This window comes from Burkholderia cenocepacia, assembly GCF_900446215.1.
Lineage (GTDB): Bacteria > Pseudomonadota > Gammaproteobacteria > Burkholderiales > Burkholderiaceae > Burkholderia > Burkholderia cenocepacia.
Genome location: NZ_UAQZ01000001.1, coordinates 919,158 through 945,640, shown reverse-complemented (window position 1 = coordinate 945,640; position 26,483 = coordinate 919,158). Strand labels below are relative to the sequence as shown.

22 protein-coding genes are annotated in these 26,483 nt (G+C 69.3%); 11 read left to right on the top strand and 11 right to left on the bottom strand.

What is annotated here, in order from left to right:
• Positions 1-111 precede the first annotated feature (111 nt).
• From prpB to prpF, 4 genes are all read left to right on the top strand, one after another.
• Positions 112-1,005: a methylisocitrate lyase gene (gene prpB, locus DTA15_RS04420; RefSeq protein ID WP_006481649.1), complete on the top strand. Its 894-nt coding sequence runs from the start codon at positions 112-114 to the stop codon at positions 1,003-1,005.
• Positions 1,006-1,045: 40 nt separating this feature from the next.
• Positions 1,046-2,218, top strand: a complete 1,173-nt coding sequence (gene prpC, locus DTA15_RS04415; RefSeq protein WP_006491569.1) for a bifunctional 2-methylcitrate synthase/citrate synthase — start codon at positions 1,046-1,048, stop codon at positions 2,216-2,218.
• A gap of 85 nt (positions 2,219-2,303) precedes the next feature.
• Positions 2,304-4,898: a Fe/S-dependent 2-methylisocitrate dehydratase AcnD gene (gene acnD, locus DTA15_RS04410; protein ID WP_006481668.1), complete on the top strand. Its 2,595-nt coding sequence runs from the start codon at positions 2,304-2,306 to the stop codon at positions 4,896-4,898.
• A 24-nt stretch (positions 4,899-4,922) separates the two neighbouring features.
• Entirely contained in the window at positions 4,923-6,113 is a 1,191-nt protein-coding gene (gene prpF / locus DTA15_RS04405; RefSeq protein ID WP_006481659.1) for a 2-methylaconitate cis-trans isomerase PrpF, read from the top strand.
• 58 nt (positions 6,114-6,171) lie between these two features.
• On the opposite strand, the gene DTA15_RS04400 is transcribed toward prpF, so the two are convergent.
• From DTA15_RS04400 to DTA15_RS04370, 7 genes are all read right to left on the bottom strand, one after another.
• The gene (locus DTA15_RS04400; RefSeq protein WP_006481650.1) at positions 6,172-7,110 is read right to left on the bottom strand and encodes an alpha/beta hydrolase; all 939 of its coding nucleotides are present in this window, start codon (positions 7,108-7,110) and stop codon (positions 6,172-6,174) included.
• Positions 7,111-7,148: 38 nt separating this feature from the next.
• Positions 7,149-8,303 (bottom strand): acyl-CoA dehydrogenase family protein, encoded by a 1,155-nt coding sequence (locus DTA15_RS04395; protein ID WP_006481666.1) that lies wholly within the window; start codon positions 8,301-8,303, stop codon positions 7,149-7,151.
• Between the two features lie 38 nt (positions 8,304-8,341).
• A complete protein-coding gene (locus DTA15_RS04390; RefSeq protein WP_006481669.1) occupies positions 8,342-9,664 on the bottom strand; it encodes an MFS transporter in 1,323 nt (440 codons plus the stop codon).
• Between the two features lie 10 nt (positions 9,665-9,674).
• Positions 9,675-10,727, bottom strand: coding sequence for a porin (locus tag DTA15_RS04385; protein ID WP_006481652.1), 1,053 nt, complete (start codon positions 10,725-10,727; stop codon positions 9,675-9,677).
• A gap of 81 nt (positions 10,728-10,808) precedes the next feature.
• Positions 10,809-11,606: an enoyl-CoA hydratase/isomerase family protein gene (locus DTA15_RS04380; RefSeq protein ID WP_006481661.1), complete on the bottom strand. Its 798-nt coding sequence runs from the start codon at positions 11,604-11,606 to the stop codon at positions 10,809-10,811.
• A complete protein-coding gene (locus DTA15_RS04375) occupies positions 11,603-12,823 on the bottom strand; it encodes a CaiB/BaiF CoA transferase family protein (RefSeq protein WP_006481673.1) in 1,221 nt (406 codons plus the stop codon). Before DTA15_RS04375 ends, DTA15_RS04380 begins: the two co-directional genes overlap by 4 nt.
• 80 nt (positions 12,824-12,903) lie before the next feature.
• Positions 12,904-13,686, bottom strand: a complete 783-nt coding sequence (locus DTA15_RS04370) for a crotonase/enoyl-CoA hydratase family protein (protein ID WP_006481671.1) — start codon at positions 13,684-13,686, stop codon at positions 12,904-12,906.
• 134 nt (positions 13,687-13,820) lie between these two features.
• On the opposite strand from DTA15_RS04370, the gene DTA15_RS04365 reads away from it, so the two are divergent.
• A complete protein-coding gene (locus tag DTA15_RS04365) occupies positions 13,821-14,570 on the top strand; it encodes an IclR family transcriptional regulator (protein ID WP_012493610.1) in 750 nt (249 codons plus the stop codon).
• Positions 14,571-14,695: 125 nt separating this feature from the next.
• Positions 14,696-15,748 (top strand): CaiB/BaiF CoA transferase family protein, encoded by a 1,053-nt coding sequence (locus DTA15_RS04360; protein WP_006481654.1) that lies wholly within the window; start codon positions 14,696-14,698, stop codon positions 15,746-15,748.
• A 58-nt stretch (positions 15,749-15,806) separates the two neighbouring features.
• Here DTA15_RS04360 and DTA15_RS04355 read toward each other — a convergent pair whose 3' ends face one another.
• Positions 15,807-16,250 carry a PaaI family thioesterase gene (locus DTA15_RS04355; protein WP_006480333.1) on the bottom strand — a complete coding sequence of 148 codons (444 nt, stop codon included), beginning with the start codon at positions 16,248-16,250 and terminating at the stop codon, positions 15,807-15,809.
• A 281-nt stretch (positions 16,251-16,531) separates the two neighbouring features.
• On the opposite strand from DTA15_RS04355, the gene DTA15_RS04350 reads away from it, so the two are divergent.
• Positions 16,532-18,151 (top strand): methyl-accepting chemotaxis protein, encoded by a 1,620-nt coding sequence (locus DTA15_RS04350; RefSeq protein ID WP_006481657.1) that lies wholly within the window; start codon positions 16,532-16,534, stop codon positions 18,149-18,151.
• Here DTA15_RS04350 and DTA15_RS04345 read toward each other — a convergent pair.
• The gene (locus DTA15_RS04345; RefSeq protein WP_012493609.1) at positions 18,124-19,233 is read right to left on the bottom strand and encodes an AGE family epimerase/isomerase; all 1,110 of its coding nucleotides are present in this window, start codon (positions 19,231-19,233) and stop codon (positions 18,124-18,126) included. The two genes, DTA15_RS04350 and DTA15_RS04345, sit on opposite strands and share 28 nt — an antisense overlap.
• Positions 19,234-19,348: 115 nt before the next feature.
• On the opposite strand from DTA15_RS04345, the gene DTA15_RS04340 reads away from it, so the two are divergent.
• From DTA15_RS04340 to DTA15_RS04330, 4 genes are all read left to right on the top strand, one after another.
• A complete protein-coding gene (locus DTA15_RS04340) occupies positions 19,349-20,047 on the top strand; it encodes an MgtC/SapB family protein (RefSeq protein WP_006481660.1) in 699 nt (232 codons plus the stop codon).
• 92 nt (positions 20,048-20,139) lie between these two features.
• Entirely contained in the window at positions 20,140-21,483 is a 1,344-nt protein-coding gene (locus tag DTA15_RS04335; protein WP_020979597.1) for a hypothetical protein, read from the top strand.
• A gap of 175 nt (positions 21,484-21,658) precedes the next feature.
• Positions 21,659-21,814: a hypothetical protein gene (locus tag DTA15_RS38490; protein ID WP_006481665.1), complete on the top strand. Its 156-nt coding sequence runs from the start codon at positions 21,659-21,661 to the stop codon at positions 21,812-21,814.
• 158 nt (positions 21,815-21,972) lie between these two features.
• Positions 21,973-22,452, top strand: a complete 480-nt coding sequence (locus DTA15_RS04330; RefSeq protein WP_006481655.1) for a GNAT family N-acetyltransferase — start codon at positions 21,973-21,975, stop codon at positions 22,450-22,452.
• A 134-nt stretch (positions 22,453-22,586) separates the two neighbouring features.
• Here the strand turns inward: DTA15_RS04330 and DTA15_RS04325 are convergent, their stop codons facing one another.
• Both DTA15_RS04325 and DTA15_RS04320 read right to left on the bottom strand, forming a co-directional pair.
• The gene (locus tag DTA15_RS04325) at positions 22,587-25,649 is read right to left on the bottom strand and encodes a heavy metal translocating P-type ATPase (protein WP_006491390.1); all 3,063 of its coding nucleotides are present in this window, start codon (positions 25,647-25,649) and stop codon (positions 22,587-22,589) included.
• Positions 25,650-25,838: 189 nt separating this feature from the next.
• On the bottom strand, positions 25,839-26,162 hold the full coding sequence (locus DTA15_RS04320; RefSeq protein ID WP_006486343.1) for a type II toxin-antitoxin system HicB family antitoxin: 324 nt from the start codon (positions 26,160-26,162) through the stop codon (positions 25,839-25,841).
• Positions 26,163-26,483: the final 321 nt, after the last annotated feature.

Sequence of the window (26,483 nt, the reverse complement as noted above, 5' to 3'; positions counted from 1 at the left end):
CTTCCGGCGCCGCCTCGCCCGGGGCGGGTGCTTAAGAATCAGTGGGTTAGCGACGTTTCGCAAGCTGGCCCGGTCCTTGCTGTTATCGGGCATTCCATCAGGAGGCCGTTCATGAGCAATACGCATCTTCAGAGCGCCGGCGCGAAGTTCCGCGCGGCAGTCGCGGCCGAGCAGCCGCTGCAGGTGGTCGGCGCGATCACCGCGTACGCGGCCAAGATGGCGCAGGCCGTCGGCTTCAAGGCCGTGTACCTGTCGGGCGGCGGCGTCGCCGCGAACTCGCTCGGCATCCCCGACCTCGGCATCAGCACGATGGAAGACGTGCTGATCGACGCGAACCGGATCACCAACGCGACCGACCTGCCGCTGCTGGTCGACATCGACACGGGCTGGGGCGGTGCATTCAACATCGCGCGCACGGTCCGCTCGTTCATCAACGCCGGCGTCGCGGCCGTGCACCTCGAGGACCAGGTCGGCCAGAAGCGTTGCGGCCACCGTCCTGGCAAGGAAGTCGTGCCGATCGACGAAATGGTCGATCGCGTGAAGGCCGCGGTCGATGCGCGTACCGACGACCAGTTCGTGATCATGGCGCGCACCGACGCGGCCGCCGCGGAAGGGATCGACTCGGCGATCGAGCGCGCGGTCGCGTACGTCGAAGCCGGCGCGGACATGATCTTCCCGGAAGCGATGAAGACGCTCGACGACTACCGCCGCTTCAAGGCTGCCGTGAAGGTGCCGATCCTCGCGAACCTGACCGAATTCGGCTCGACGCCGCTGTTCACCGTCGACGAGCTGCGCGAGGCGAACGTCGACATCGCGCTGTACTGCTGCGGCGCGTATCGCGCGATGAACAAGGCCGCGCTGAACTTCTACGAAACGCTGCGCCGCGACGGCACGCAGAAGGCGGCCGTGCCGACGATGCAGACGCGCGCCGAGCTGTACGACTTCCTCGGCTATCACGAATACGAGCGCAAGCTCGACGAACTGTTCGCGCAGGGCAAGAAGTAACGCGGCCCGCATCCCCCGATACCCATTGGAGAAACAAAACATGAGCGAGACGAAAGACGCAGCAGCACCGGCCGCCGCAGGCGCATTCAAGCCGAAGAAGTCGGTGGCGCTGTCGGGCGTGACGGCCGGCAACACCGCGCTGTGCACGGTCGGCAAGACCGGCAACGACCTGCACTATCGCGGCTACGACATTCTCGACGTCGCCGAATCGTGCGAATTCGAGGAAATCGCGCACCTGCTGGTGCACGGCACGCTGCCGAACCTGACCGAACTGGCTGCGTACAAGACCAAGCTGCGCGCGCTGCGCGGCCTGCCGAGCGCGCTGAAGGCCGCGCTCGAGCAGATTCCGGCGTCGGCGCATCCGATGGACGTGATGCGCACCGGCGTGTCGGTGCTCGGCACCGTGCTGCCGGAGAAGGACGACCACAACCTGCCGGGCGCGCGCGACATCGCCGACCGCCTGATGGCGTCGCTCGGCTCGATGCTGCTGTACTGGTATCACTTCTCGCACAACGGCAAGCGCATCGAAACGGAAACCGACGACGATTCGATCGGCGGCCACTTCCTGCACCTGCTGCACGGCAAGACGCCGTCGAAGTCGTGGGTCGAGGCGATGCACACGTCGCTGATCCTGTACGCGGAGCACGAATTCAACGCATCGACGTTCACGGGGCGCGTGATCGCGGGCACGGGCTCGGACATCTACTCGGCGATCACCGGTGCGATCGGCGCGCTGCGCGGGCCGAAGCACGGCGGCGCGAACGAAGTCGCGTACGAAATCCAGAGCCGCTACAGCTCGCCTGACGACGCCGAAGCCGACATCCGCCGCCGCGTCGAGAACAAGGAAGTGGTGATCGGCTTCGGTCACCCGGTCTATACGATCTCCGATCCGCGCAACAAGGTGATCAAGGGCGTCGCGCACAAGCTGTCGAAGGAAGCGGGCGACCTGAAGCTGTACGACATCGCCGAGCGCCTCGAATCGGTGATGTGGGACGCGAAGAAGATGTTCCCGAACCTCGACTGGTTCAGCGCCGTGTCGTATCACATGATGGGCGTGCCGACCGCGATGTTCACGCCGCTGTTCGTGATCTCGCGTACGTCCGGCTGGAGCGCGCACATCATCGAGCAACGCATCGACAACAAGATCATCCGCCCGAGCGCGAACTACACGGGCCCGGAAGACCTGCAGTTCGTGCCGATCGAGAAGCGCTGAAACGCCCGCCGCGCGTGCCGGCGCCCGTGAGGATGCGGGCCGCCGGCGCGCGCGGAACGTCATACCCAGATTTCCGCCCCACATCATGAATACCGCCAACCGCAAACCCCTGCCCGGCACGTCGCTGGACTATTTCGACGCGCGTGCCGCGGTCGACGCGATCGCGCCCGGCGCGTACGACACACTGCCGTACACGTCGCGCGTGCTCGCCGAAAACCTCGTGCGTCGTTGCGATCCGGCGATCCTCGCCGATTCGCTGAAGCAGATCATCGAGCGCAAGCGTGAACGCGATTTCCCGTGGTTCCCGGCGCGCGTGGTGTGCCACGACATCCTCGGGCAGACGGCGCTCGTCGATCTCGCCGGCCTGCGCGACGCGATCGCGGACGGCGGCGGCGACCCGGCGAAGGTGAACCCGGTCGTGCCGGTGCAACTGATCGTCGACCACTCGCTCGCCGTCGAATGCGGCGGCTTCGATCCGGACGCGTTCGCGAAGAACCGCGCGATCGAGGATCGCCGCAACGAGGATCGCTTCCACTTCATCGAGTGGACGAAGAAGGCGTTCGAGAACGTCGACGTGATCCCGCCGGGCAACGGCATCATGCACCAGATCAACCTCGAGAAGATGTCGCCGGTGATCCAGGCGCAGGATGGCGTCGCGTTCCCGGACACCTGCGTCGGCACCGACAGCCACACGCCGCACGTCGACGCGCTCGGCGTGATCGCGATCGGCGTCGGCGGGCTCGAAGCCGAGAACGTGATGCTCGGCCGTGCATCGTGGATGCGCCTGCCCGACATCGTCGGCGTCGAGCTGACCGGCAAGCGCCAGCCCGGCATCACCGCGACCGACGTGGTGCTCGCGCTGACCGAGTTCCTGCGCAAGGAAAAAGTGGTCGGCGCGTACCTGGAATTCCGCGGCGAAGGCGCGGCGAGCCTCACGCTCGGCGATCGCGCGACGATCTCGAACATGGCGCCCGAATACGGCGCGACCGCCGCGATGTTCTTCATCGACGGCCAGACGATCGACTACCTGCGCCTCACCGGCCGCAGCGACGAGCAGGTGAAGCTGGTCGAGACCTACGCGAAGGCAGCGGGCCTGTGGGCCGATACGCTCGCGAACGCGCAGTACGAGCGCACGCTGACGTTCGACCTGTCGAGCGTCGTGCGCAACATGGCCGGCCCGTCGAACCCGCACAAGCGGCTGCCGACGTCGGATCTCGCCGCGCGCGGCATCGCCGGCCAGTGGGAAGAGAAGCCGGGCGAGATGCCCGACGGCGCGGTGATCATCGCCGCGATCACGAGCTGCACGAACACCAGCAACCCGCGCAACGTGATCGCCGCCGCCTTGCTCGCACGCAACGCGAACGCGAAGGGCCTCACGCGCAAGCCGTGGGTGAAGAGCTCGCTCGCGCCCGGCTCGAAGGCGGTCGAACTGTATCTGGAAGAAGCGAACCTGCTGCCCGAACTCGAGAAGCTTGGCTTCGGCATCGTCGCGTTCGCGTGCACGACCTGCAACGGGATGTCGGGCGCGCTCGATCCGAAGATCCAGCAGGAGATCGTCGATCGCGACCTGTACGCGACGGCCGTGCTGTCCGGCAACCGCAACTTCGACGGCCGCATTCACCCGTATGCGAAGCAGGCGTTCCTCGCATCGCCGCCGCTCGTGGTCGCGTATGCGATCGCCGGTACGATCCGCTTCGACATCGAGCGTGACGTGCTCGGCCACGATCCGGACGGCCAGCCCGTCACGCTGAAGGACATCTGGCCGACCGACGAGGAGATCGACGCGATCGTCGCGTCGAGCGTGAAGCCCGAGCAGTTCCGCAAGGTCTACGAACCGATGTTCGCGCGCAGCGCCGATGCGGGCGAGCGCGCGGCGCCGCTGTACGACTGGCGCGCGCAGAGCACGTACATCCGCCGTCCGCCGTACTGGGAAGGCGCGCTGGCCGGCGAGCGCACGCTGAAGGGCATGCGCCCGCTCGCGGTGCTCGGCGACAACATCACGACCGACCACCTGTCGCCGTCGAACGCGATCCTGCCGAACAGCGCGGCCGGCGAGTACCTCGCGAAGATGGGCCTGCCGGAAGAGGACTTCAATTCGTACGCGACGCACCGGGGAGACCACCTGACCGCGCAGCGCGCGACCTTCGCGAACCCGACGCTCGTCAACGAGATGGCGGTCGTCGACGGCGCGGTGAAGAAGGGCTCGCTCGCGCGCGTCGAGCCGGAAGGCAAGGTCATGCGGATGTGGGAAGCGATCGAGACGTACATGAATCGCAAGCAGCCGCTGATCGTCGTGGCCGGCGCCGACTACGGCCAGGGCTCGTCGCGCGACTGGGCCGCGAAGGGCGTGCGGCTCGCGGGCGTCGAGGCGATCGCCGCCGAAGGCTTCGAGCGGATTCACCGCACGAACCTGATCGGGATGGGCGTGCTGCCGCTCGAGTTCAAGCCGGGCACGAACCGGACGACGCTCGGCATCGACGGCACCGAGACCTTCGACGTGATCGGCGAGCGCACGCCGCGCGCCGATCTCACGCTCGTGATTCATCGCAGGAACGGCGAACGCGTCGAGGTGCCGATGACATGCCGGCTCGATACGGCCGAGGAAGTGTCGATCTACGAAGCGGGCGGCGTGCTGCAGCGGTTCGCGCAGGACTTCCTCGAATCGTCGCAGGCAGCCTGACCGGCGCACATTGAGAACACAGACATGGCTCATATTCCTCAAATCAGGATTCCCGCGACCTACATGCGCGGCGGCACCAGCAAGGGCGTGTTCTTCCGGCTGCAGGATCTGCCGGATGCCGCGCAGACGCCGGGTGCCGCGCGCGACGCGCTGCTGCTGCGCGTGATCGGCAGCCCCGATCCGTACGGCAAGCAGATCGACGGGATGGGCGGCGCGACGTCGTCCACCAGCAAGACGGTGATCGTGTCGAAGAGCACGCGGCCGGGGCACGACGTCGACTACCTGTTCGGGCAGGTCGCGATAGACAAGGCGTTCGTCGACTGGACCGGCAACTGCGGCAACCTGTCGGCGGCGGTCGGCCCGTTCGCGATCAGCGGCGGGCTGGTCGATCCGGCGCGCGTGCCGCGCGATGGCGTCGCGACCGTGCGGATCTGGCAGGCGAACATCGGCAAGACGATCATCGCCCATGTGCCGATCACGAACGGCGCGGTGCAGGAGACGGGCGACTTCGAGCTGGACGGCGTCACGTTCCCGGCCGCCGAGGTGCAGCTCGAATTCATGGATCCGGCCGCGGAGGAAGAAGGCGCGGGCGGCGCGATGTTCCCGACCGGCAACCTCGTCGACGATCTCGCGGTGCCGGGCATCGGCACGCTGAAGGTGACGATGATCAACGCAGGCATCCCGACGATCTTCGTCGACGCGGAAGCGATCGGCTACACGGGCACGGAGCTGCAGGACGCGATCAACGGCGACCCGAAGGCGCTCGACAAATTCGAGACGATCCGTGCGCACGGCGCATTGCGGATGGGCCTGATCGACACGCTCGACGAAATCGCGACGCGGCAGCACACGCCGAAGATCGCGTTCGTGGCGAAGCCGGCCGACTACGTCGCGTCGAGCGGCAAGCGCGTGAACGCGGGCGACGTCGACCTGCTGGTGCGCGCGATGTCGATGGGCAAGCTGCACCACGCGATGATGGGCACGGCGGCGGTCGCGATCGGCACGGCCGCGGCGATCCCCGGCACGCTCGTCAATCTCGCGGCGGGCGGCGGCGAACGCCACGCGGTGCGCTTCGGCCATCCGTCGGGCACGCTGCGCGTCGGCGCGGAAGCGCGGCGCGAGAACGGCGAGTGGACCGTCACGAAGGCGATCATGAGCCGCAGCGCGCGCGTGTTGATGGAAGGCTGGGTGCGGGTGCCGGGGGATGCGTTCTGAGCGTGGTCGTCGGGATCGGCGCGGATGCGGGCGGCTTCGGCCGCCCGCATTGTTTTGGTCAGCCGTGCAGGAACCGGCGCAGCGCGTCGTGGCTCAGGCGGCGCGCCGTTTCCGACACTCGCGCGCCGGGCACGAGGTCGAATCCATGGACGCCGCCGGGCAGCACGTGCAGTTCGGTCGGCACGCCTGCGCGCAGCAGGCGCTGCGCGTAGTCGAGATTTTCGTCGAGGAACAGGTCGAGCGAGCCGACCGACAGGAACGTGGGCGGCAGGCCGTCGAGCCGCGTGGCGCGCGCGGCCGCCGCGTACGGCGACACGCCGTCGATGCCCGGGGCGTGACCGAGCAGCGCGGTCCAGCCGAACCGGTTGTTGGCCGCATGCCAGATGAATTCTCCGGCATGCGGATGCGGCGGGCGCGTGCAGGTGCGATCGTCGAGCATCGGATAGATCAGGTGCTGGAACGCGAGCGGGAATTCGCCGCGGTCGCGGGCCAGCAGCGCCAGCGCGGCGGCCAGCCCGCCGCCCGCGCTTTCGCCCGCCACGCCGATCCGCGCGGCGTCGATGCCGAGGGTATCGGCGTGACGGAACACCCATGCGAGCGCCGCGTAGCAGTCTTCGATCGCACCGGGAAACACCGTTTCCGGCGCGAGGCGATAGTCGATCGAGATCAGCGCGCAGCCGAGGTGTGTGACGAGCAACCGGTGCACCGCTTCGAGCTCCTTCGCCGCGCCGCGCACGAAGCCTCCGCCGTGCAGGTGGACGATCGCTGGTAGCGGGCGCGCGTGGCCGTCGGGCAGATAGACGAGGACCGGGACGTCCGGCGCGCCGGACGGGCCGGGCACCGTGCGGCGTTCGAGCGTGCTGCCGGTCGGGTCGGGCGGCGGCAGCGGCAGCACGCGCTGGCGCGACTGCGCGAGGTTGTCGGCATCGAGCGTGACGGTCGGCCAGGTCTCGAGCAGCGGGCGGATTTCAGGATCGACGAGATGCAGGGTGTTCAACGCAGGGCTCCATCGTGGAAGTGGGCGGCGCGCCGCGGTCAGAGCACGCTGCGCGCGACGACCCAACGGTGCACCTCGGTCGGGCCTTCGAAGATGCGCATCAGCCGCGCTTCGCTGGCCATCTGCTGCAACGGCATTTCCTTCGTCATGCCCATCGCGCCGAGCGTCTGCATCGCATGATCGATCACGGTCCACGCCATTTCGGTCGCGAACACCTTGACCATCGAGATCTGCGTGCGGGCATCCTGCCCGGCATCCACGCGCGCGGCCGCTTCGTAGGTCATCAGGCGGCATGCGTGGATCTGCGTGAGCGCGTCGGCGACCCACCACTGGACCGCCTGACGCTCCGCGAGCGGCACGCCGAAGGTCGTGCGCTGTTTCGCATGGTCGCACAGCAGCGCGACCGCGCGCTCGGCGCGGCCGATGCACCACGCGGCCATCTCCAGCCGCCGGTTCGCGAGCCGGGCCTGCATCGGCGTGAAGCCGGCGCCTTCCGGGCCAAGCAGTTGCGCGGCGGGAATGCGGCAGTCTTCCAGCACGATTTCGTAGGTCGACAGCCCGCCGATCATCGGAATCCGGCGTTCGATGATGAAACCCGGCGTGTCGCGATCGACGATGAACGCCGACATGCCGCCGCGCTTGCCCTTGCTGCGATCGGTCAGCGCCATCACGATCGTCCAGTCGGCATCGGCCGCGTGGCTGATCCAGATCTTCCGGCCGTTCAGCACCCAGCCGTCGCCGTCGTGCACGGCGGTCGTCGACAGCGCGCCCGGGTCGGAGCCGGCGCCCGGCTCGGAGATCGCCATCGCGGCACGCGTGGCGCCGCGTGCGTACGGGTCGAGATAGCGCGCGCGCTGCGCATCGTCGGCCGCATCGCACAGCATCCGCAGGTTCGGCGAGTCGGGCGGCAGGATGTACGGGGTGACGGTCGTGCCGATCGCCTCGTTCACGCCGACCATCGCGACGGCCGGCAGATCCGAGCCGCCCACGTCGAGCGGCGCGTCGAGTCCCCACAGGCCGAGTTGCCGGGAGCGCTCGTCGAGGTGCGCACGTTCGTCGACGAGCAGCCCGAAGCGCTGGCCGTCGGCCTCGCGCGCCATCACCGCCGCTTCGAGCGGAATCAGTTCGTCCTTCACGAAACGCGCGACGAGATCCCGGATCATCCGGTGTTCGAGTTCGAGTTCGAAATTCATGTGGGTAGGTGCGTACAGGAGAGGAAGAAGCCGTGCCGTCAGCCGGCGTTCGCGCGCGCCGCCGCGCGGGCGCGCAGCGTCCCGAGCAACGCGAGCGCGCCGGCCGCCAGCAGCGCGGCATTGAAATAGAGGCCGCCGCGCATCGATCCGGTGGCCGTGTTGAGCACGCCCATCAGGAACGGGCTCGCGAATCCGCCGATCGCGCCGGTCATCGTGATCGCCGCGATCGCGACCGCCATCGAGCGCTTCGGCAGCGCGAGCCCCGGCAGCACCCAGAACGCGGGCAGCGCCGCGGCGTGCGTGGCGACCGCGATGCACAGCGCGATCATCAGATGCGACGTGCCGGCGCTGCTCGCGAGACCAGCGAGCGCCGCCGCGCACGCGAGCATCGCGACGGCGCCGTGCTTGCGCCATTCGCGCCGGCGCTCGGTGCGCCAGCCCATCGCGAGCATGCCGACGATGCCGCACAGGTACGGCAGCGCGGATATCAGCCCGATCTGCATCGCGCCATGCAAGCCGCCGCGATGCAGGATCACGGGCATCCAGAACACCAGCGCGTAGCCGGCGGCCGCGATCGCGAAATTGGCCGCGCACAGCAGCCAGAAATCGCGGTGCGCGAGCAACGACCGCGCCGCGTTCGCGGCCGGCGTATCGGCTTCGGCCTGCGCATGCGCGGCGCGCAGCGTGGCCTTGTCTGCGTCCGACAGCCAGCGTGCGTCATCCGGCCGGTCGTCGAGAAAGCGTAGCGCGACGAGGCCGAGCGCGCTGCTCGGCAGCCCTTCGACGACGAACAGCCATTGCCAGCCGCTCAGGCCGCCCAAGCGGTCGAAGTACGACAGGATCGCGCCCGACACGGGGCCGGCGATCAACCCTGCGAGATACAGCGCGGTCATGAACAGCGCGAACGCCTTGGCGCGCTGCCGTGGCGGATACCACGCGCCGAGATAGAACAGGATGCCGGGGAAGAAGCCGGCCTCGAACACGCCCAGCAGGAAGCGGCACGCGTAGAACTGCGCGGGCGTCGTGACGAACATCGTCGCGGCCGAGCCGAGGCCCCACAGCACCATGATCCGGGCAATCGTCCGCCGCGCGCCGATCCGCGCGAGCCACGCGTTGCTCGGAATCTCGAACGCCATGTAGCCGATGAAGAAGATGCCCGCACCGAGCCCGTAGACGGCGTCGGAGAAGTGCAGCTCGGCGGCCATCTGCGCGTGTGCGAAGCCGATGTTGATCCGGTCGATGAACGACAGCGTGTAGCAGAGGATCAGGAACGGCAGCAGCCGGCGCGAGATCCGGCGATACAGCGCCTGCGTCGCGCCGTCGTCGTCGACGGCCGGGTGGGTCGAAAGGGTCGGGGTCATGGGCACTCCGTCAGAAGCGGTGAACGATGCCGAGCGCGAACACTTGCTCGGTGCCGCCTGCTTGCGGCTGCAGGCCGGCGACGACGGTATTGCGGGCGTCGCCGCCGTTCTTCATGTAGAGATAGCGGGCGTAGAGCGAAGTCCGCTTCGACAGCGGATGGTCGTAGCCGACGCCGAGCGCAGTCGCGTCGTTTGCCGAACCCTTCACGTCGCGGCGCACCACCGACACGAGCACGCGATCGAGCGCGCCGACGTTGATCGACGCACCGACGCTCGCGGTCGAGAACGCGGGCAGGCGCGCCGCCGTGCCGACGCCGTACAGGAACGCGGCGTACAGCTTGACCCGCGCGAATGCGTAGTTTGTCGCGAACACGTAGTGGCGGGTCGTCGACGGCGCGACGACGGGTCCCAGGTTGCCGGCCGACGTATCGCCCTGGAAGCCGGCGCCGACATAGAGGCCGCCGATCCGGTACTGCAGCCCGGCGCCGTAGTTGCGTCCAGCCTGTGTCGACAGCGCGTTCGGCGTCGGAAAGCCGTACGTGGCCATCACGCGCAGGCCGTTCCAGTCGGGGCTCAGGTACGACGCCGCCTGGTTGAAGCGCGGAATCGGTGGCGTCGTGTTGCTCGTGATCGTGTCCGTCGACGTCGCGAGCAGCGCGAGCGGCGACAGCCGCTCGTTGAGTCCGAACGGATCGCCGTCGTACACGACGTAGAACGCGGGCGTGTATTGCCGGCCGAGCCGCAGGTCGCCGTAGCGCGCGTTCTGCAGCGACACGTATGCCTGCCGGTAGAACAGCGTGCCGCCCTGGAACGATCCGTCGGCCGGCGAGAAGCCGCTTTCCAGCACGAATTTCGTCGACGTGCCGCCGCCGAGATCCTCGACGCCCGTCAGGCCGAAGCGGCTCGTCGACGCGCCGCCGCCGCTTTGCCGCATGCTCGACAAACTGCCGACGCGATCGAATTCGACGTAGCTGTCGACGATCCCGTACAGCGTGACCGACGACGCGTGCGCCGGCGTGGCGCACAGCACGCACGCGCTGACCAGGAATGCTTTTCGTTGCATGAAGGTGTCTCCGTCCATGTTTTATTGGCGCGCCCGCGTTCTGGGAGCGGTGCGCGCGGGTGTCGCGGTGCGGTGCCGGGCTCAGCGCCCCTTGAACACCGGCTTGCGCTTCTCGAGAAACGCGCGGGCGCCCTCGATCCGGTCCTCGCTCGCGTAGACGTCGGGGCCGACGTCCAGCCGCAGCGCGGCGGCCACCGGCAGCCCCTGGCTGCGGGTCGCGGTTTCCTTGATGCGGCGGATCGTGAGCGGTGCGTTCGCGGCGATCGTCTGCGCCAGCTCGCGCACGGTGTCGTCGAGCGCGGCGCCCGGCACGACGCGGTTCAGCAGGCCGACGCGTTGCGCTTCGTCTGCGTCGAAGCGGCGGCCCGTGAACAGCAGCTCCATCGCGATCGCGTGCGGCAACATGCGCGGCAGCAGCACGCTAGCGAAGTTCGCGCCCATGCCGACCCGCGCTTCGGGCAACGCGAAGGTCGCGTTATCGGCGGCGATCCGCAGGTCGCACGCGAGCGCGATTTCGCAGCCGCCGCCGATTGCATGGCCGTTGACGGCCGCGATGGTCGGCTTGCGCAGTTCCAGGATCAGCTCGTGGACGTTGCGCGCGAGTCCGCGCATCGGCTGCATCCCGCGGATCTCGGGGTCGCCGAGATCGACGCCCGCGCTGAACGCGCGTTCGCCCGCGCCGCGGATCACGATGACGCGAATCGACGGGTTGTCGTCGAGCGTGACGAGTTCGTTGCACAGGCGCCGGATCGCGTCGGCGGACAGCGCATTGGCGACGTGCGGGCGATTCATCGTCAGCCACGCGACGCCGTCGGCGTCGTCGCGCAGGATCGACGGCGCATCGTCGTCCGTCGGTGAAGAAAAGCGCGGGGCGGTCATGACGCGCTCCCGGCCACGTCTGCCCGCGTGTCGGGCAGCACGCCCGCCTGCCGCAGCGCGTCGCGGCGCGCCGCGTCGATCCCGAATGCGTCGAGCACGGCGTCTGTGTCGGCGGCGAACGGCTGGGGCGGCCGGCGGATCGCGCCGGGCGTGCGGGACAGCTTGGCGGGGATGCCCGCGCCGATGTACGTGTCGGTGTCGACGAACATCGCGTTGCGCGCCGCCTGCGGATGGCCGAACGCATCGGCCACGGTGTTCACCGGCCCCGTCGCGACGCCGGCGTGCATCAGCCGCTCGACGACGTCGTCCGCCTGCAGTTCGGCGGTCAGCTGGCCGAGCAGCGAGTCGAGCGCATCGCGATGCGCGACGCGCTGTGCATTGGTCGCGAAGCGCGGATCGCGCGCCAGCTCGGGCACGCCCAGCGCGTCGACGAGCCGCGCGAACGTGCGGTTGTTGCCGGCGCCGGTCGCGACCGGCTTGTCCTTGCACGGATAGACGCCGTACGGCGCAATCGCGCCGTATACGTTGCCGGTCGCGACGGGCACGTCGCCGGTTGCCATCCAGCTCGTGCTGACCGGATGCAGCATCGACAGCGCGGTGCTGAACAAATCGATGTCGACGTGCTGCCCGAGGCCGGAGCGTGTCCGCTCGACGAGCGCGATCAGAATGGTGGAGACGGCGCTCAGGCCGGCCGCGTAATCAACGACCGGAAACGGCACCTTGAGCGGCATGCCGCCCGGTTCGCCGTTGATCGACATGAAGCCGGCGAGACCCTGCGCGACCGCGTCGTAGCCCGGAAACCGCGCAAGCGGGCCGTCGGTGCCGTAGCCGGAAATCGAGCAGTGGACGAGGCGCGGAAAGCGCGCGCGCAGGCAGTCTTCGTAGCCGATGCCCCAGCGTTCGAGCGTGCCCTGCTTGAAGTTGTCGATCAGCACGTCGGCCGTTTCGAGCACGCGGAACAGCACGTCGCGTCCGTCGGGATGCGACAGGTCGAGCGCGAGATTGCGCTTGTTGCGGTTGAGCCCCCAGTAGTAGCTGGAGATGCCGTTCGGCATCGCGGGGCCCCAGTCGCGCGTTTCGTCGCCCTGCGGCGGTTCGATCTTGATGACGTCGGCGCCGTGGTCCGCGAGCGTCTGCGCGCAGAACGGCCCCGCATAGACGCGGCTCAGGTCCACCACGCGCACCCCTGCGAGTGCGCCTTCGTTGCTGCTGGTCATGACGATGTCTCCTTCGATGTGGGTTCGACGGGCCGGCAGGCCGGCCTGTGCCGGCCGCACGGCCGCGATGCGTCGCGGGTTCAGCCGCGCGCGGCGAACAGCGCGGTGACGGCCGCGCGATGGTCGGGACTGGCGTGCGCGAACGCCTGGTACGACGCCGACAGGTCGAGCAGCGTGTCGAGGCTTGCGTGGCGGCCTTCGCGCAGCAGCCGCTTGGTCAGGCGTAGTGCGGTGCCCGAGTGATGCGCGATGCGGCCGGCCAGTTCGTGCGCATGCGCGAGGAGGTCGCCATCGGGCACGACGCGCGACACGAGTCCGCAGCGCAGCGCGGCCTGCGCGTCCAGCGCATCGCCGGTGAACGACATTTCCGCGGCGACCGCGGCGCCGACGATCCGCGGCAGGAACCACGCACCGCCGTCGCCCGGCACGAGACCGAGCGCGATGAAGCTCTCCGCGAAGCGCGCACGCTCGGCGGCGATGCGGATGTCGCACATGCACGCGAGATCGGTGCCGGCGCCGATGGCCGGACCGTTGACCGCTGCGATGGCCGGCACTTCGAGGTGCTCGAACGCATGCGCGAGCCGCTGGATGCCGCGGCGATAGCTGGTGCGGATCGCAGCAGGGTCGTGCGGGCCCGCTTCCACGAACGCGCGCATCGCCTTTACGTTGCCGCCCGACGAGAACGTCGTGCCGGCGCCGGTCAGGATCAGCACGCGGATCGATTCGTCACGGTTTGCTTCGTCGCAGCATTCGGTCAGCGCGTCGATCGCATCGGTGTCCGAAATTGCGTTGCGGGTGTCCGGACGGTTCATCGTGACGGTCAGGATCGCGCCCTGCCGTTCACGGATCAAAAAGGCTGCCATGTTGTCTCCGTGTGTTCTGTGCCGCGGGACTTCACGCCGCGGGCCGAAGCCTAGTATCGTCACGACGGTTGGCGGCGGGAAATTCCGTTCCACATACGTGGAAGGCCCGTGCCGGTTGCTGCGGAGAGGGCGGGATGAGCGGAAGCGTGGTCAAGAGCGCGGCGCGCGTGTTCGAGGTGCTGGAACTCTTCAGCACCTTGCAGCGGCCGCTGAGCGTGCGCGAGATCGCGACGCGCTGCGGGTATCCGGGGTCGAGCGCGGCGGCGCTGCTGACCAGCATGAAGACGCTCGGCTATCTCGCCTACGACGATGCAACCCATGCGTATGCGCCCACCGCGCGGCTCGTCAATCTCGGCGAAGCGCTGGTCGATTCGGCGGCCGGCAGCCGGCGGCACTGGCATGCGGTCGCGAAGCGGCTGGCGGCGCGCACGCACGAGGCGGTCGTGATCGCGGTGCAGAGCGACCTGTACGTGCAGTACATCGACGCGGTCGAGGGCTCGCATTCGATTCCGGTGCAGTTCTATGCGCCGATCGGCACGCGTCGCGAGATCTGCATGTCGGGCCTTGGCTGGGCGCTGCTGAGCATCCAGCCCGACAGCACGATTCGCCGGCTCGTGTCACGCAGCATCCGCCGGATCGGGAAGTCGGGCAGGACGATCGACGAGGACGTCGTGCTCGACAAGGTCGAACAGACCCGCCGGCTCGGCTATTCGTATTCGGCGCACACCGTGACGCAGGGCGCCGCGATGATCTCGATGGTGATCGCGGATGGCTGGAACGGGCTGCCGCTGGCGATGGGCGTGGCCGGGCCGGTCGAGCGGATCGACCCGCATCGGGACGCGATCGTGCGCGCGATGCAGGCGGCGCTGGCCGAGCGGGCGTAGGGCCCGCGCAAGCCCGTTATCGGTGTGAACAGGCGCTGGTCGCGCGAAGCTGGCGGGCGCAGGCATTCGCATAGAATCGGAAAGCTTCGCCGCCCCTGTTCCGACTGCATTTCAGCGAGGTCACCATGTCATTGAACGCGCCGCTTGCCGGCATCCACATCGTCGAATTCGAAGGGCTCGGCCCCGGCCCGCTCGCGGGCTGGATGCTCGCCGGCATGGGCGCGCGCATCACGCTGATCGCGCGCCCGTCCGGCCGAACCAGCGCGCCGGACGCGCTGCGGGCTCGCGACGGCGATCTGTTGCGCGAAGGCAAGACGATCGTCGAACTCGACCTGAAGGCGCCGGCCGGGCGTGACGCCGCGCTCGATCTGATCGCGCAAGCCGATGCGCTGATCGAGGGCTTGCGGCCCGGCGTGATGGAGCGGCTCGGCCTCGGGCCCGACGTTTGCGCGCGCCGCAATCCCAAGTTGGTCTACGGGCGCATGACCGGCTGGGGCCAGGATGGACCGCTGGCAGCCGCGGCCGGGCACGACCTGAACTACGTCGCGCTGACCGGGCTGCTGTCGCTGTCCGCGCCCCGCGACGGTCGGCCCGGCGTGCCGCCGACGGTCGTCGGCGATGCGGGCGGCGCGCTCGGACTCGCGTTCGGCATCGTCTGCGCATTGCTCGACGTGCGCGGCGGCGGGCCGGGGCGGGTGGTCGACGGCGCGATCGTCGACATCGTGTCGATGCTCGGTTCGCTCGCGCTGTGGGCGCGCGCGAACGGCCAGCTCGACGGTGCGCAGCCGAGCCTGTTCCACGACGCGCCGTTCTACGACGTGTATCGCTGCGCGGACGGCGAATGCGTGACGATCGGCGCGCTCGAACCGCCGTTCTATGCGCTGCTGGTCGAACGGCTCGGGCTGACCGACGTCGATCCCGCGTCGCAGTACGACCGGGCGCGCTGGCCCGCGCTGAAGGCGCGTTTCGCAGACGTGTTCGCGCGGCAGCCGTCCGCGCACTGGCGCGCGCTGCTCGAAGGCACCGATGCGTGTTTCGCGCCGGTGCTGAGCGTGGCCGACGCGGCCGTGCACCCGCACAACGCGGCGCGCGGGATCTATCGGACGGATGAGCACGGGAACGTGCGGGCGCGGGTGGCGCCGCGTTTTTTGCCGCTGTTGGGGGACGACGCGGCCTAGCGGCGCGACTTGGGCGCCAGGCGGCCGCGATATTGGGCGCCGGCCGTTCAGGCCGTTCTCACGCCGTTTCCACCGGCGCATCCGGCATCTTGCCGTCGCCGACGCGGTTGATCGTGCCTTGCGCGATCGCGACGAGCCGCTCGTGATCGCCGTCGATGACGAACACATGGCACTGGCAGGTCGCCTGGTGCCGGCCAGCGTAGACGAGCTTCGCGCGGGCGACGAGCGTGCCGTTCACGGCCGGCCGCAGATAGTTGATCTTGTATTCGGCGGTGATCACGCGCGGGCCGAGCACGAGCGCGCCGGCGAACGTCAGCGCGTTGTCCGCGAGATAGCTGATGACGCCGCCGTGCACGAAACCGTGCTGCTGCCGCAATTCCTCGCGCACGGGCAGGCACAGCGACACTTCGTTGTCGCCGATGTGCATCAGCTCCGTGCCCAGCAGCATGCTGAACGGCTGCGCGCGCAATGCGCCGCGCGCGTGGTCCGTGATGTCGGTCATCGAACTTTCCTTCGAAATGAGTGCCCGCTTGCGCTGAACTCTAGGAAGGGGGCTCCGGATAAGCAAGGAAATTCGTCCGCGTTTCGTGCAAATCCCGGCGCGATGCAACGCGATTATTGCGTCGAATACACAAGATCTCCGCGTTTGCGGGCGATTCGACGCGAATGCGCGAGCGAAGCGCGCACTTGACCTGCGTTGCCGCTGATTCCGCCTAAAGTCCGACGAAGAAATGCCGCTAATGCCGGGGCATCGCCTCATCGTCCGCTCTCCAGGAATCCCCCATGTTCGGAAAAATCAAGCTCGCGTCGGGTCTGCTCGGCGTGTTGACCGTGTTCTGTCTCTTCCTGTTCGCGATCGAAGCGCTCGGCTTCTGGGCGCTCACGTCGACGCGCAGCGGCGTCGACGATCTGTCGAATGTCGCGATCGCGCAGGTCGACGCGGCCAGCCGGGCGACCGAGCAACTGCTCGACGCGCGCATCAACCTGTCGCGTGCCGGCACGCGGATGGTGCGCGGCGGGCCGAAGCCCGAAGACATCATCCGCCACGCGGGCACGTCGCTCGCGCAAGCGGACAAGGCGTTCGCCGTACTGACGGCCGCGCAGGCGGTCGACGACACCAACCGCGCGCGCGTCGCGGCGCTCACCGAGCGCTATCGCGCGCTGCGCGGCGCGCTGGGCGAACTCGTGCAGTTCCTCGACGCCGACAACATCCAGGCGTTCCTCGACCAGCCGACCCAGGGCTTCCAGGACGCGTACATCGCCGAGCTGCATCGCTTCACCGACTATGGCGGCACGTCGAGCCGCGCGGCGCTCGACACCATCGACGGCGGCATGCTGTGGTTCAAGTCGGTCGGCATCGTGCTGCTGGTGGCGATGCTCGCGGCGAGCGCGGCGATCTACGCGGCCGCGCGGCGCGCGGTCGTCGCGCCGCTGGAGCAGGCCGGCCGCCATTTCGAGCGGATCGCGCAAGGCCGTCTCGACGAAGCCGTGCAGGCGGGCGGCGTGTTCGAGATCGACCGGATGCTGCGCGGCCTCGCCGCGATGCAGACGAGCATCGCGGGCACCGTGCGCACGGTGCGCCAGGCGTCCGACGCGATTCACCTCGGCGCGGGCGAGATCGCGGGCGGCAACGCCGACCTGTCGGCGCGCACGGGCACACAGGCCGCGTCGCTCGAGGAAACCGCCGCGAGCATGGAGGAACTGACCGCGACGGTCCGGCAGAACACCGACAGCGCGCGCGCGGCGAGCGCGCTGGCCGACGCGGCGCTCGAAGCGACGAGCCACGGCGGCGGCGTGGTCGACAGCGTGATCGACCGGATGCGCGGCATCGCGCAGAGTTCGGGGCGGATCGCGGAGATCATCTCGGTGATCGACGGCATCGCGTTCCAGACCAACATCCTCGCGCTGAACGCGGCGGTCGAGGCCGCGCGGGCCGGCGAACAGGGGCGCGGCTTCGCGGTGGTCGCGGGCGAAGTGCGTTCGCTCGCGCAGCGCAGCGCGCAATCGGCGAAGGAGATCAAGGCGTTGATCGAGGATTCGGTCGCGCAGATCAACGGCGGCGCGGCGCTCGTCGAGCGCGCCGGCGACGCGATGCGCACGGTGTCGGCGTCGATCACGCGGGTCGTGCAGACGATGTCGGAAATCACCGCGGCGTCGGTCGAGCAGAGCGTCGGGATCGAGCAGGTGAACCAGGCCGTCACGCAGATGGACCAGCTCACGCAGCAGAACGCGGCGCTGGTCGAGGAAGTCGCGGCGGCCGCCGCGTCGCTGAACGACCAGACCGCGCACCTGATGCAGGCGGTGTCGGTGTTCGAACTGGGCGACGGACGCGCCGCGCATGGCGAGCGCGCGGCGCCGTCGTTCGCCGCGGCGGGTTACGCGCCGGTCGGCAGCGCCGCGTAGGCGGTCGCGAGGTGGTAGGGCGTCGTCGACGGCATGTCGGCGCGCGACACCTGCCCGTCCGCCGTCTTGCACTCGAACCAGCCGCGCGGATGCAGGAAGCGCGCGGCGAACCGCTCGATCTGCCGCGCGAGCGGCGCGGAGGCCGGCGTGCCGCCGTGCGTCGCCAGCGCGCGCAGGTATTCGGTCTGCGCCCAGATCCGCTGCGTGCCGTCGATGCATGCGCCGTGCGCGTCGAGCGCCGCGCACACGCCGCCCGTCTGCGGATCGACGCCGTACTGCTCGGCGAACGCGAACGCGCGCGACAGCGCGGCGGGCAGCCCGGTCCGCGCGAGCCGCGCACCGGCCGCATCCACCAGATAGAACCACTCGAACTGATGGCCGGGCTCGAAACGGTTGTCGGCCGCGCCGAGCGGCAGCTCGGCCACGCAGCCGGTCGCCGCATCGACGAACGTGCGTTCGACGGCCTGCGCGGTGCGCGCGAGCGCATCGTCGAACGCGGTATCGCCGAACGCATCGGCGGCCGCGAGCCACGCTTCGGTCAGATGCATCAGCGGATTCTGCAGCGCGCCACTGCCGGACGACGAGAAATCGGCGTGGCGCGCGGCATCGAGCAGCGCGTCGCCGGGGCGCGGCGCGAAGCGGTCCTGGATCAGCGCGGCGGTTGCTTCGGCCACCGTGCGCGCGGCGGCGTCGCCCGACGCCGCATGCCACGCGGCACATGCGAACACGATGAACGCATGCGTATAGAGATCCTTGGTCGTGTCGAGCGGCGCGCCCTGCGCGTCGACGCTGTAGATCCAGCCGCCGTGGCGCGGGTCGCGAAAGTGCCGGCACAGCGCGTCGAACAGCGTGGCCGCGTGCGCGGTGTCGCCGGCCTGCGCGAACACGAACAGTTGCCTTGCGCACGCCATTGCGCGATAACGGGTCACGGGCAGCGGCGCATGGGTGGCCGGATCGACGGCCTCGAACGGCAGTTGCAATGCTGGGTCGAACCCTGAACCCCGCCAGATCGGCAAGACGACGTGCGCGAAATGGTGACGCAGCTGGGCGGCCTGGGCGGAAGCGGAGTCGGAAACGGACATGGCGGGGTTGAGCGCTTGGATCGAAACGTGTCGGCGCGGCCCGGAGAATCGGCGCGGCCGGGGCCAAGGATAAAACATTCCGCGCGGCCGGCACCAAAAAAAGGAGAGAAATAGGATGCTCAGCAACCTGGAACTCGTGATGCGGCTCGTTCTCGCGGCGGCGCTCGGCAGCGTCATCGGCTTCGAGCGCGAGCGCCTGTCGTGGGCGGCCGGCCTGCGCACGCACATGCTGGTGTGCGTCGGCTCGACCCTGATCATGATCGTGTCGGCGTTCGGTTTCGCCGACGTGCTCGGCACCAGCGACCACGTCGTGCTCGATCCGTCGCGGATCGCCGCGCAGGTCGTGTCGGGCATCGGTTTCCTCGGCGCGGGCTCGATCCTGCTGCGCGGCGAGATCGTGCGCGGGCTGACGACGGCCGCGAGCCTGTGGTCGGTCGCCGCGATCGGCCTGGCGGTGGGCGGCGGGCTCTATGTCGCGTCCATTTCGGCGACCATCATCATCCTGATCATCCTGGCCGGCATCAAGCCGCTGGAGCGACGCTATTTCACGGTGCGCCAGCGGCGCCAGCTCGCGTTGACGGTGGCCGGCGGCACGCTGACGTTCGATTCGCTGCACGCGGCGCTCGGCCCCGACAGTGCGCGCGTGAAGCAGTTCATCGTGCAGCGCGCGGACGACACGGGCGAGCAGGACGAGGTGCGCATCGCGCTGGCGCGCGTGTCGGAACTCGAATACAAGGCGATCTGCGACAAGCTGCGCGCGCTTCCGGGCGTCACGCGTTTCGACGGCGGGAACGGGCTGTCGGGCGACGAATAGCGTGAATCGGTTGCGGGGCGTGCGACAATGGCCGATCACCGATTCCGTTCGACATCCGGGTCCGCGCCTGCGGGCCCCGCCATCCGATTTCCATGACCGAATCCGTTTCCACGCCTCGCTCCCGCTCCCGTTCCACCCGTTCGTCGGCCCGTTCGCGCCCGCGCTCGGCCGCTGCCGCAGGCAGCACGTCCGCCCGGGCGACGGCACGATCCGGCAGCGCGCCGGCCGGCGACGCGCCGCGCGACGAACGGACGCTCGACCTGTTCGGCGATCCAGTGCTCGAGCCGGGCGAGCGCATGCCGGTGGCGGCGCACGATGAAGCGAGCGTGGAGGGCGATGCGGCAGCCGGTGTCGACGACGGTCGACAGGCCATGCTGGACGGGTTCAGTCCGCCAGCGGATGCGGCCGTGGCAACGCGTGCGGAAGCGGAGAGTGCGGCGGCGACGGTTGCGGCGGTCGAGGCCGTTTCGACGCCTGAAGGCGGGACGGCCGCGAACGTCTACAGCGCATCCGCAGAGCGTCTTGCAGCGCAGGCCGCCGATTTGCCCGCGGGCGCTGGCGCCGCCACGAAGATCGATGGTCCCGTGATCGACGGCGCCGCGAAGGCGGCGACGAAGCTGCAAGCCGCCGATGGCGTTGCGGCGCGGACGGTCGAATCGCAAGCAGCAGACGCCGAAGCCGCGCAGCCTGCAGTCGAGGCGGCGGTCGTCAAATCCCGCGAAGGGAAATCTTCCGGTGATGCCGCGAAGGAACGCCGCGCGTCGTCGGGCGGCAAACGCCGGGCGGCTGCCGGTGCCAACGAAGCGGCGGCGACGCCGGCCGTGCCGGTTGCGCCGAGCGTCGATTCGAACCCGCCGTCGGTCCAGGCTGCGCCGGCCGAGCCGCAGACGCAGGCACCGTCCGCACAGCCGCCCGAACCGGTCATCGCCACGCCATTCGCGAAGCCTCGCGACGCAGCGGCGCAGCCCGACGCTTCGCAGTCGCCGGTTGCACAGCCGGTGGCATCCGTCGCGTCGTTCGTGACCAGGCCATCGTCCGAGCGTACGCAACCGGCCGCGCCGGCCTTCGATCCGGACACCCACCTGCGCCCGCTGACCGACCGGCTCGCCGCGCTGCAGGCCGACGTCGACGGCCTGACCCGCGCGGCCGATCGCGAGATGCGCCGCGTCAACCGCTTGCTGCTCGCGCTGGCCGTCGTCGTGCTGGCGGGGCTCGTCGCGCTGGTGCTGCAAACGCGGCAGATCGCGCATCTGAAGCAGGACGTCGCCACCAAGCAGCAACGGATCGATCGTCTCGCGGCCGACCTGTCGACGCAGCAGGCCACGCTGATGACGCTCGAGGAGCACCACGAAGCGCTGCTGTCGCAAGTCGACCGGCTGCAACGCAACGCGAACCGCGAGGCGGCCGTCGCAAAGCGGGTCCGCCGCACGCGTTAATCGTTTCGACCCTATCCTGGAAGCCCGGCGCAGCAAGGATCGCCGTTTCGCACCGACGCGCGGCTGTCGCGTGCGTGCGGCAAACCGATGCAGCGCACTGGCAGAGTTAAGGGAAAACCCTTAGAATGGAGGTCATCTAAGGGAAAACCCTAGTCACATCTGTCAGGAGTCTCACATGAGCTTCATCCTCGCCCTACTGCAAAAGATCGACGACCTGTTCGTGTCCCCGCACCTGCCGCTCGACGCCGAATACTCGTACGCCGCGCGTCGTGCCGAAGCCGAGCGCGTGCGTCGTGCGCACCTCGTGCCGATCGTCCTGTACCGTCGCTGATTCGCTGATTCGCTGATTCGCTGATTCGCTGATTCGCTGATTCGCTGATTCGGCGCGGCGTCCGCCGCACCCGCCTGCCCGTGTCCACCGCCGCATCGCGCGCCGGTGCGAGTGTCCCGCTACACTGGAAGTCCGATTCCGTTCACGGCGACCGGGCCATGTTGCAGATGCGGCCGATGACGGCCGGCGAATTCCACGCGTACCGCACGCGAGCCATCGACGGCTACGCGCGCGACCTCGTTTCTTCCGGACAAAATGCTGTCGAAGACGCGTCCGACCGTGCGCGCGCCTGTTTCGACACGCTGCTGCCGGACGGCCTGCTGACCGCCGGCCAGACCCTCGTCACACTCATCGATGGCGCCAGCGGCGACACGGTGGGCGACCTCTGGTACGCGATCGTCCCCGAAGGGCCGAACCGCACGCTGTTCATCTACGACCTCGACATCGTCCCGTCCCGGCGCCGCCAGGGCTGGGCCACGCGCGCGCTCGATGCGCTCGATGCCGAGGCGCGCCGGTACGGCGTTACCGAGATCGGGCTGTCGGTCTTCAATCACAACGCGGCGGCGCGTGCGCTGTATCGAGCATGCGGCTTCGCGCCGATCACCACGACGTTGATCAAACCGGTCGTGTCGAACTGAATCCGCCGGCATCGCGATGCATCGTCGCGTGCTGTCGGTTCGGCGCACTACGTAGCCGGCTATCTTCCCGACCCTTCCTGTCGATCGAACGCCGAACGGCCCGTTCGGCCGTCCGCCATTCATCGCTTGCCGCCTCAACGCGCGCGGCCTTTCCATCTCCGCAGCAGCAGCGCGTTGGTTACGACGCTGACGCTGGAAAACGCCATCGCGGCGCCCGCGATCACCGGGTTCAACAAGCCGAGCGCCGCGAGCGGCACGCCGACGAGGTTGTACACGAACGCCCAGAACAGGTTCTGCTGGATCTTGCGGTACGTGCGCTTCGAGATGTCGATCGCGTCGGCGACGAGCGCCGGGTCGCCGCGCATCAGCGTGATGCCGGCCGTGTGCATCGCGACGTCGGTGCCGGTCGCCATCGCGATGCCGACGTCCGCCGCGGCGAGCGCGGGCGCATCGTTGATCCCGTCGCCGACCATCGCGACGACGCCGCCGTGCGTGCGCTTCAGCTCGGCGACGACGCGTGCCTTGTCGTCGGGCAGCACCTGCGCGTGCACTTCGCCGATGCCGAGCGCCGCCGCGACGGCCGCCGCGCTGCCACGGTTGTCGCCCGTCACGAGTGCGCTCGCGACGCCGCGCGCCGACAGCGCCGCGATCGCGTCGCGGGCGCCCGGCTTCACGGTGTCGCCGAATGCGATCAGCGCGAGCACCGCGCGCGGCGCATCGACGCGCATCAACCACGAGATCGTATTGCCGGCGCGTTCGAGTTCCGCCGCGCGCGCGTCGAGCGCCGGCGGTACCGCGATGCCGAGTTCGTCGCGCCAGCGCGTACTGCCGAGCGCAAGTTGTTGCCCGCCGACGTGCGCTTCCACACCGCGCCCGGCCACCGCGCGTGCATCGGTCGCGACGACCGGCGCGGCTACGCCGCCCTGTGCGGCCACGTCGGCGTCATGCGCGGCGACCACCGCGCGCGCGAGCGGATGGTCGCTCTGCCGCTGCACGGCCGCCGCGAGCGCGAGCGCTTCGTCGCGCGGCACGCCGACGGCGTCGAACGCCGTCACGGACGGTTTGCCTTCGGTCAGCGTACCGGTCTTGTCGAACGCGATCACGGTCGTGCGCTGCGCGAGTTCGAGCGCCTGCGCGTCCTTGATCAGCACGCCGTGCCGGGCCGCGACGCCGGTGCCGGCCATGATCGCGGCCGGCGTCGCGAGACCGAGCGCGCACGGGCAGGCGATCACGAGCACCGCGACCGCGTTGAGGATCGCGGTTTCCATCCCGGCGCCGGCGATCAGCCAGCCGACCAGCGTCAGCACGGCGATGCCGAGGATCGCCGGCACGAACACCTCGCTGACGCGATCGACGAGCCGCTGGATCGGCGCCTTCTCGGCCTGCGCGGATTCGACGAGGCGGATGATGCGCGCGAGCGTCGTCTCCGCGCCGATCGCGGTGGTTGCGACGACGAGCGCGCCTTCGCCGTTGATCGAGCCGGCCGTGACGGCGTCGCCGTCGTCCTTCGGCACGGGCAGGCTTTCGCCGGTGATCAGCGATTCGTCGATGTGCGAGCGGCCCGACACGATCCGCCCGTCGACCGGCACGCGCTCGCCGGGCCGGATGCTGACGTGCGTGCCGACGCGCACCTGCGACAGCGGCACGTCGCGTTCGACGCCGTGCTCGACGACCCGCGCGCGGTCGGGGCGCAGCGCGTTCAGCGCGCGGATTGCCTCGGTGGTCTGGCGCTTCGCGCGCGATTCGAGCCACTTGCCGAAGCGCACGAGCGTGACGATGACGGCCGACGCTTCGAAATACAGATGGCCCGGATGCGCGGGATCGCGCAGCAGCATCCACAGGCTCAGCCCGTACGCGGCCGACGTGCCGAGCGCGACGAGCAGGTCCATGTTGCCGGTGCGCGCCTTCACCGCATGCCAGGCCGCGCGATAGAAGCGTGCGCCGAAGCCGAACTGCACGATCGACGCGAGCACGAGCTGGAGCCAGCCGGGCAGCATCAGGTCGAGGCCGAACGGCGCGGCGAGCATCGGCGCGACGAGCGGCGCGCTCAGCACGGCGGCGCCGATCACGAGGTTGCGTTCGCGGATGGCCTCGCGGCGCTTGCGTGCGTCGGCGTCCGGCGCGGGGCCGGCCGGTTGCGCGTCGGCGCCGGCCGTTGCGCCGGCGGGTGACGCGGCGGGAAGCGATGCATGGTAGCCGGCCGTGGTGACGGCGGCGATCAGCGCGGCGGCGTCGAGTGCGCCGGCGCCGTGCACCGACGCGCGCTCGGTCGCGAGATTGACCGTCGCGCGCGCGACGCCCGGCACGGCGGCCAGCGCTTTTTCGACGCGGCCGGCGCAGGACGCGCAGGTCATGCCGCCGATGTCGAGTTCGACGTCGGCGGCCGCGGAAGTGGCGGCGGAGGTGGCGGGGGCGGCAGGCGTGGCGACGGCCGCCGGTGTCGCGCCGTAGCCGGCGTGTTTCACCGCTTCGGCAAGCTGGGCGGCGGATACGTCGGCCGACGCGTCGACCGTCGCGCGTTCAGTTGCCAGGTTGACCGAGGCGCGCGTGACGCCCGGCACTTTCGCGAGCGCCTTCTCGACACGCGACACGCACGACGCGCAGGTCATCCCGTCGATGTCGAGTTCGATGCTCGCGGGCGTAGCGGGGCGGGTCGGGGCGGCGGCCGGGGCATTGGTATCCGACGCTGTCGGCGTCGCGCCATAGCCGGCCTGTTTCACGGCATCTGCCAATTGCGCGGCGGAAACCCCGGCCGACGCGTCGACCGTCGCGCGTTCGGTCGCAAGGTTGACCGATGCGCGCGTGACGCCCGGCACCTTCGCGAGCGCCTTTTCGACGCGCGACACACATGACGCGCAGGTCATGCCATCGATATCGAGTTCGATCGTCGCGGCGGCGGCCGGCGCAGGCGACGTTGCTTCGCGCGCCGCCGGCGTGGCCACACCGGCTTCGACGGCCGCCTCGCGCACCGCTGCGTGGTAGCCGGCCTCACGGATCGCGTCGACGAGCCGCTCGGGCTCGACCGTGTCCTGCGCGGTGACCGTCGCCGCCTGTGCATCGAGATCGACCGCCGCATCGACGACGCCCGGCACGGCGGCCAGCGCGCGCTGCACGCGGCCCGTGCAGCCGCCGCAATGCATGCCGTCGACGCTCAGCGCGATCGTTTGCCGTGCCGCGGAGGCAAGTGGTTCAGTCATGTCGGATTCCCCAAAAGCGCGGTTCGTGCCGCGAATGGTTCCAGTATCAACATTCCCATGATGGTAAGGTCAAGCGCCGGCGACGATGCGACGCAGGTCGATGCACACAGGTTGTCACAACGCGGAAAAAGCGATCGCCCGGCTTCCGGACGGACGACCGGGCGACCGAGCGTGCCGGGGTGTGTGCGCTCAGGCGCAGAGCTTGGCGCTTGCGAGGCGATTGAGGCTGACGCCTTGCTCGGCGGCCTGGATGACCAGCGCGCGGTGCGCCTGCGGCGGGATGCGGACCTTGAATTCGCCGCTGTAGGTTCGGTCGGCGATCGGTTCGGGCACCGTCTCGCCGTTCGCGGTCATCTCGCTCACGACGTCGGCGACGAGCCGGCGAATTCCGACCAGCGCGCCTTCCGGTGTTGCGTCGAGCCACGCAAGAGACGGGAATTCCGCGCAGAGGCCGACGTGCTCCCCGTCCTCCGGGGACCACGTTACGCGGTACGTAAAGTGGTCTTGGGTCATGATTTCTGTTCCTTCAGTCGATCGATCGCGTCGAGAACCTGCGAGATCTCGAACAGATCGATGAAGCGCACCTTCGCGGGTTTGCGCGTCATTTGGTCGAGGATCTTCCATTCGCTTGGCGTAGCCTGTGGTGTCAATAGTGACACCATTGGTCGATCATCGTCGACGGCCCTCGTCCAGCCATCATTCCGGCGCGATGGCGCCGTTTCAGATTTTTGTCGAATCCTGTGCAATATTTCAGATTCGTTGATAGTTCGACTACCGTTTTACCCGTTATTCGGCATATTGGGGGATGCCCTTAGGCGCTATGATACCGGCCTG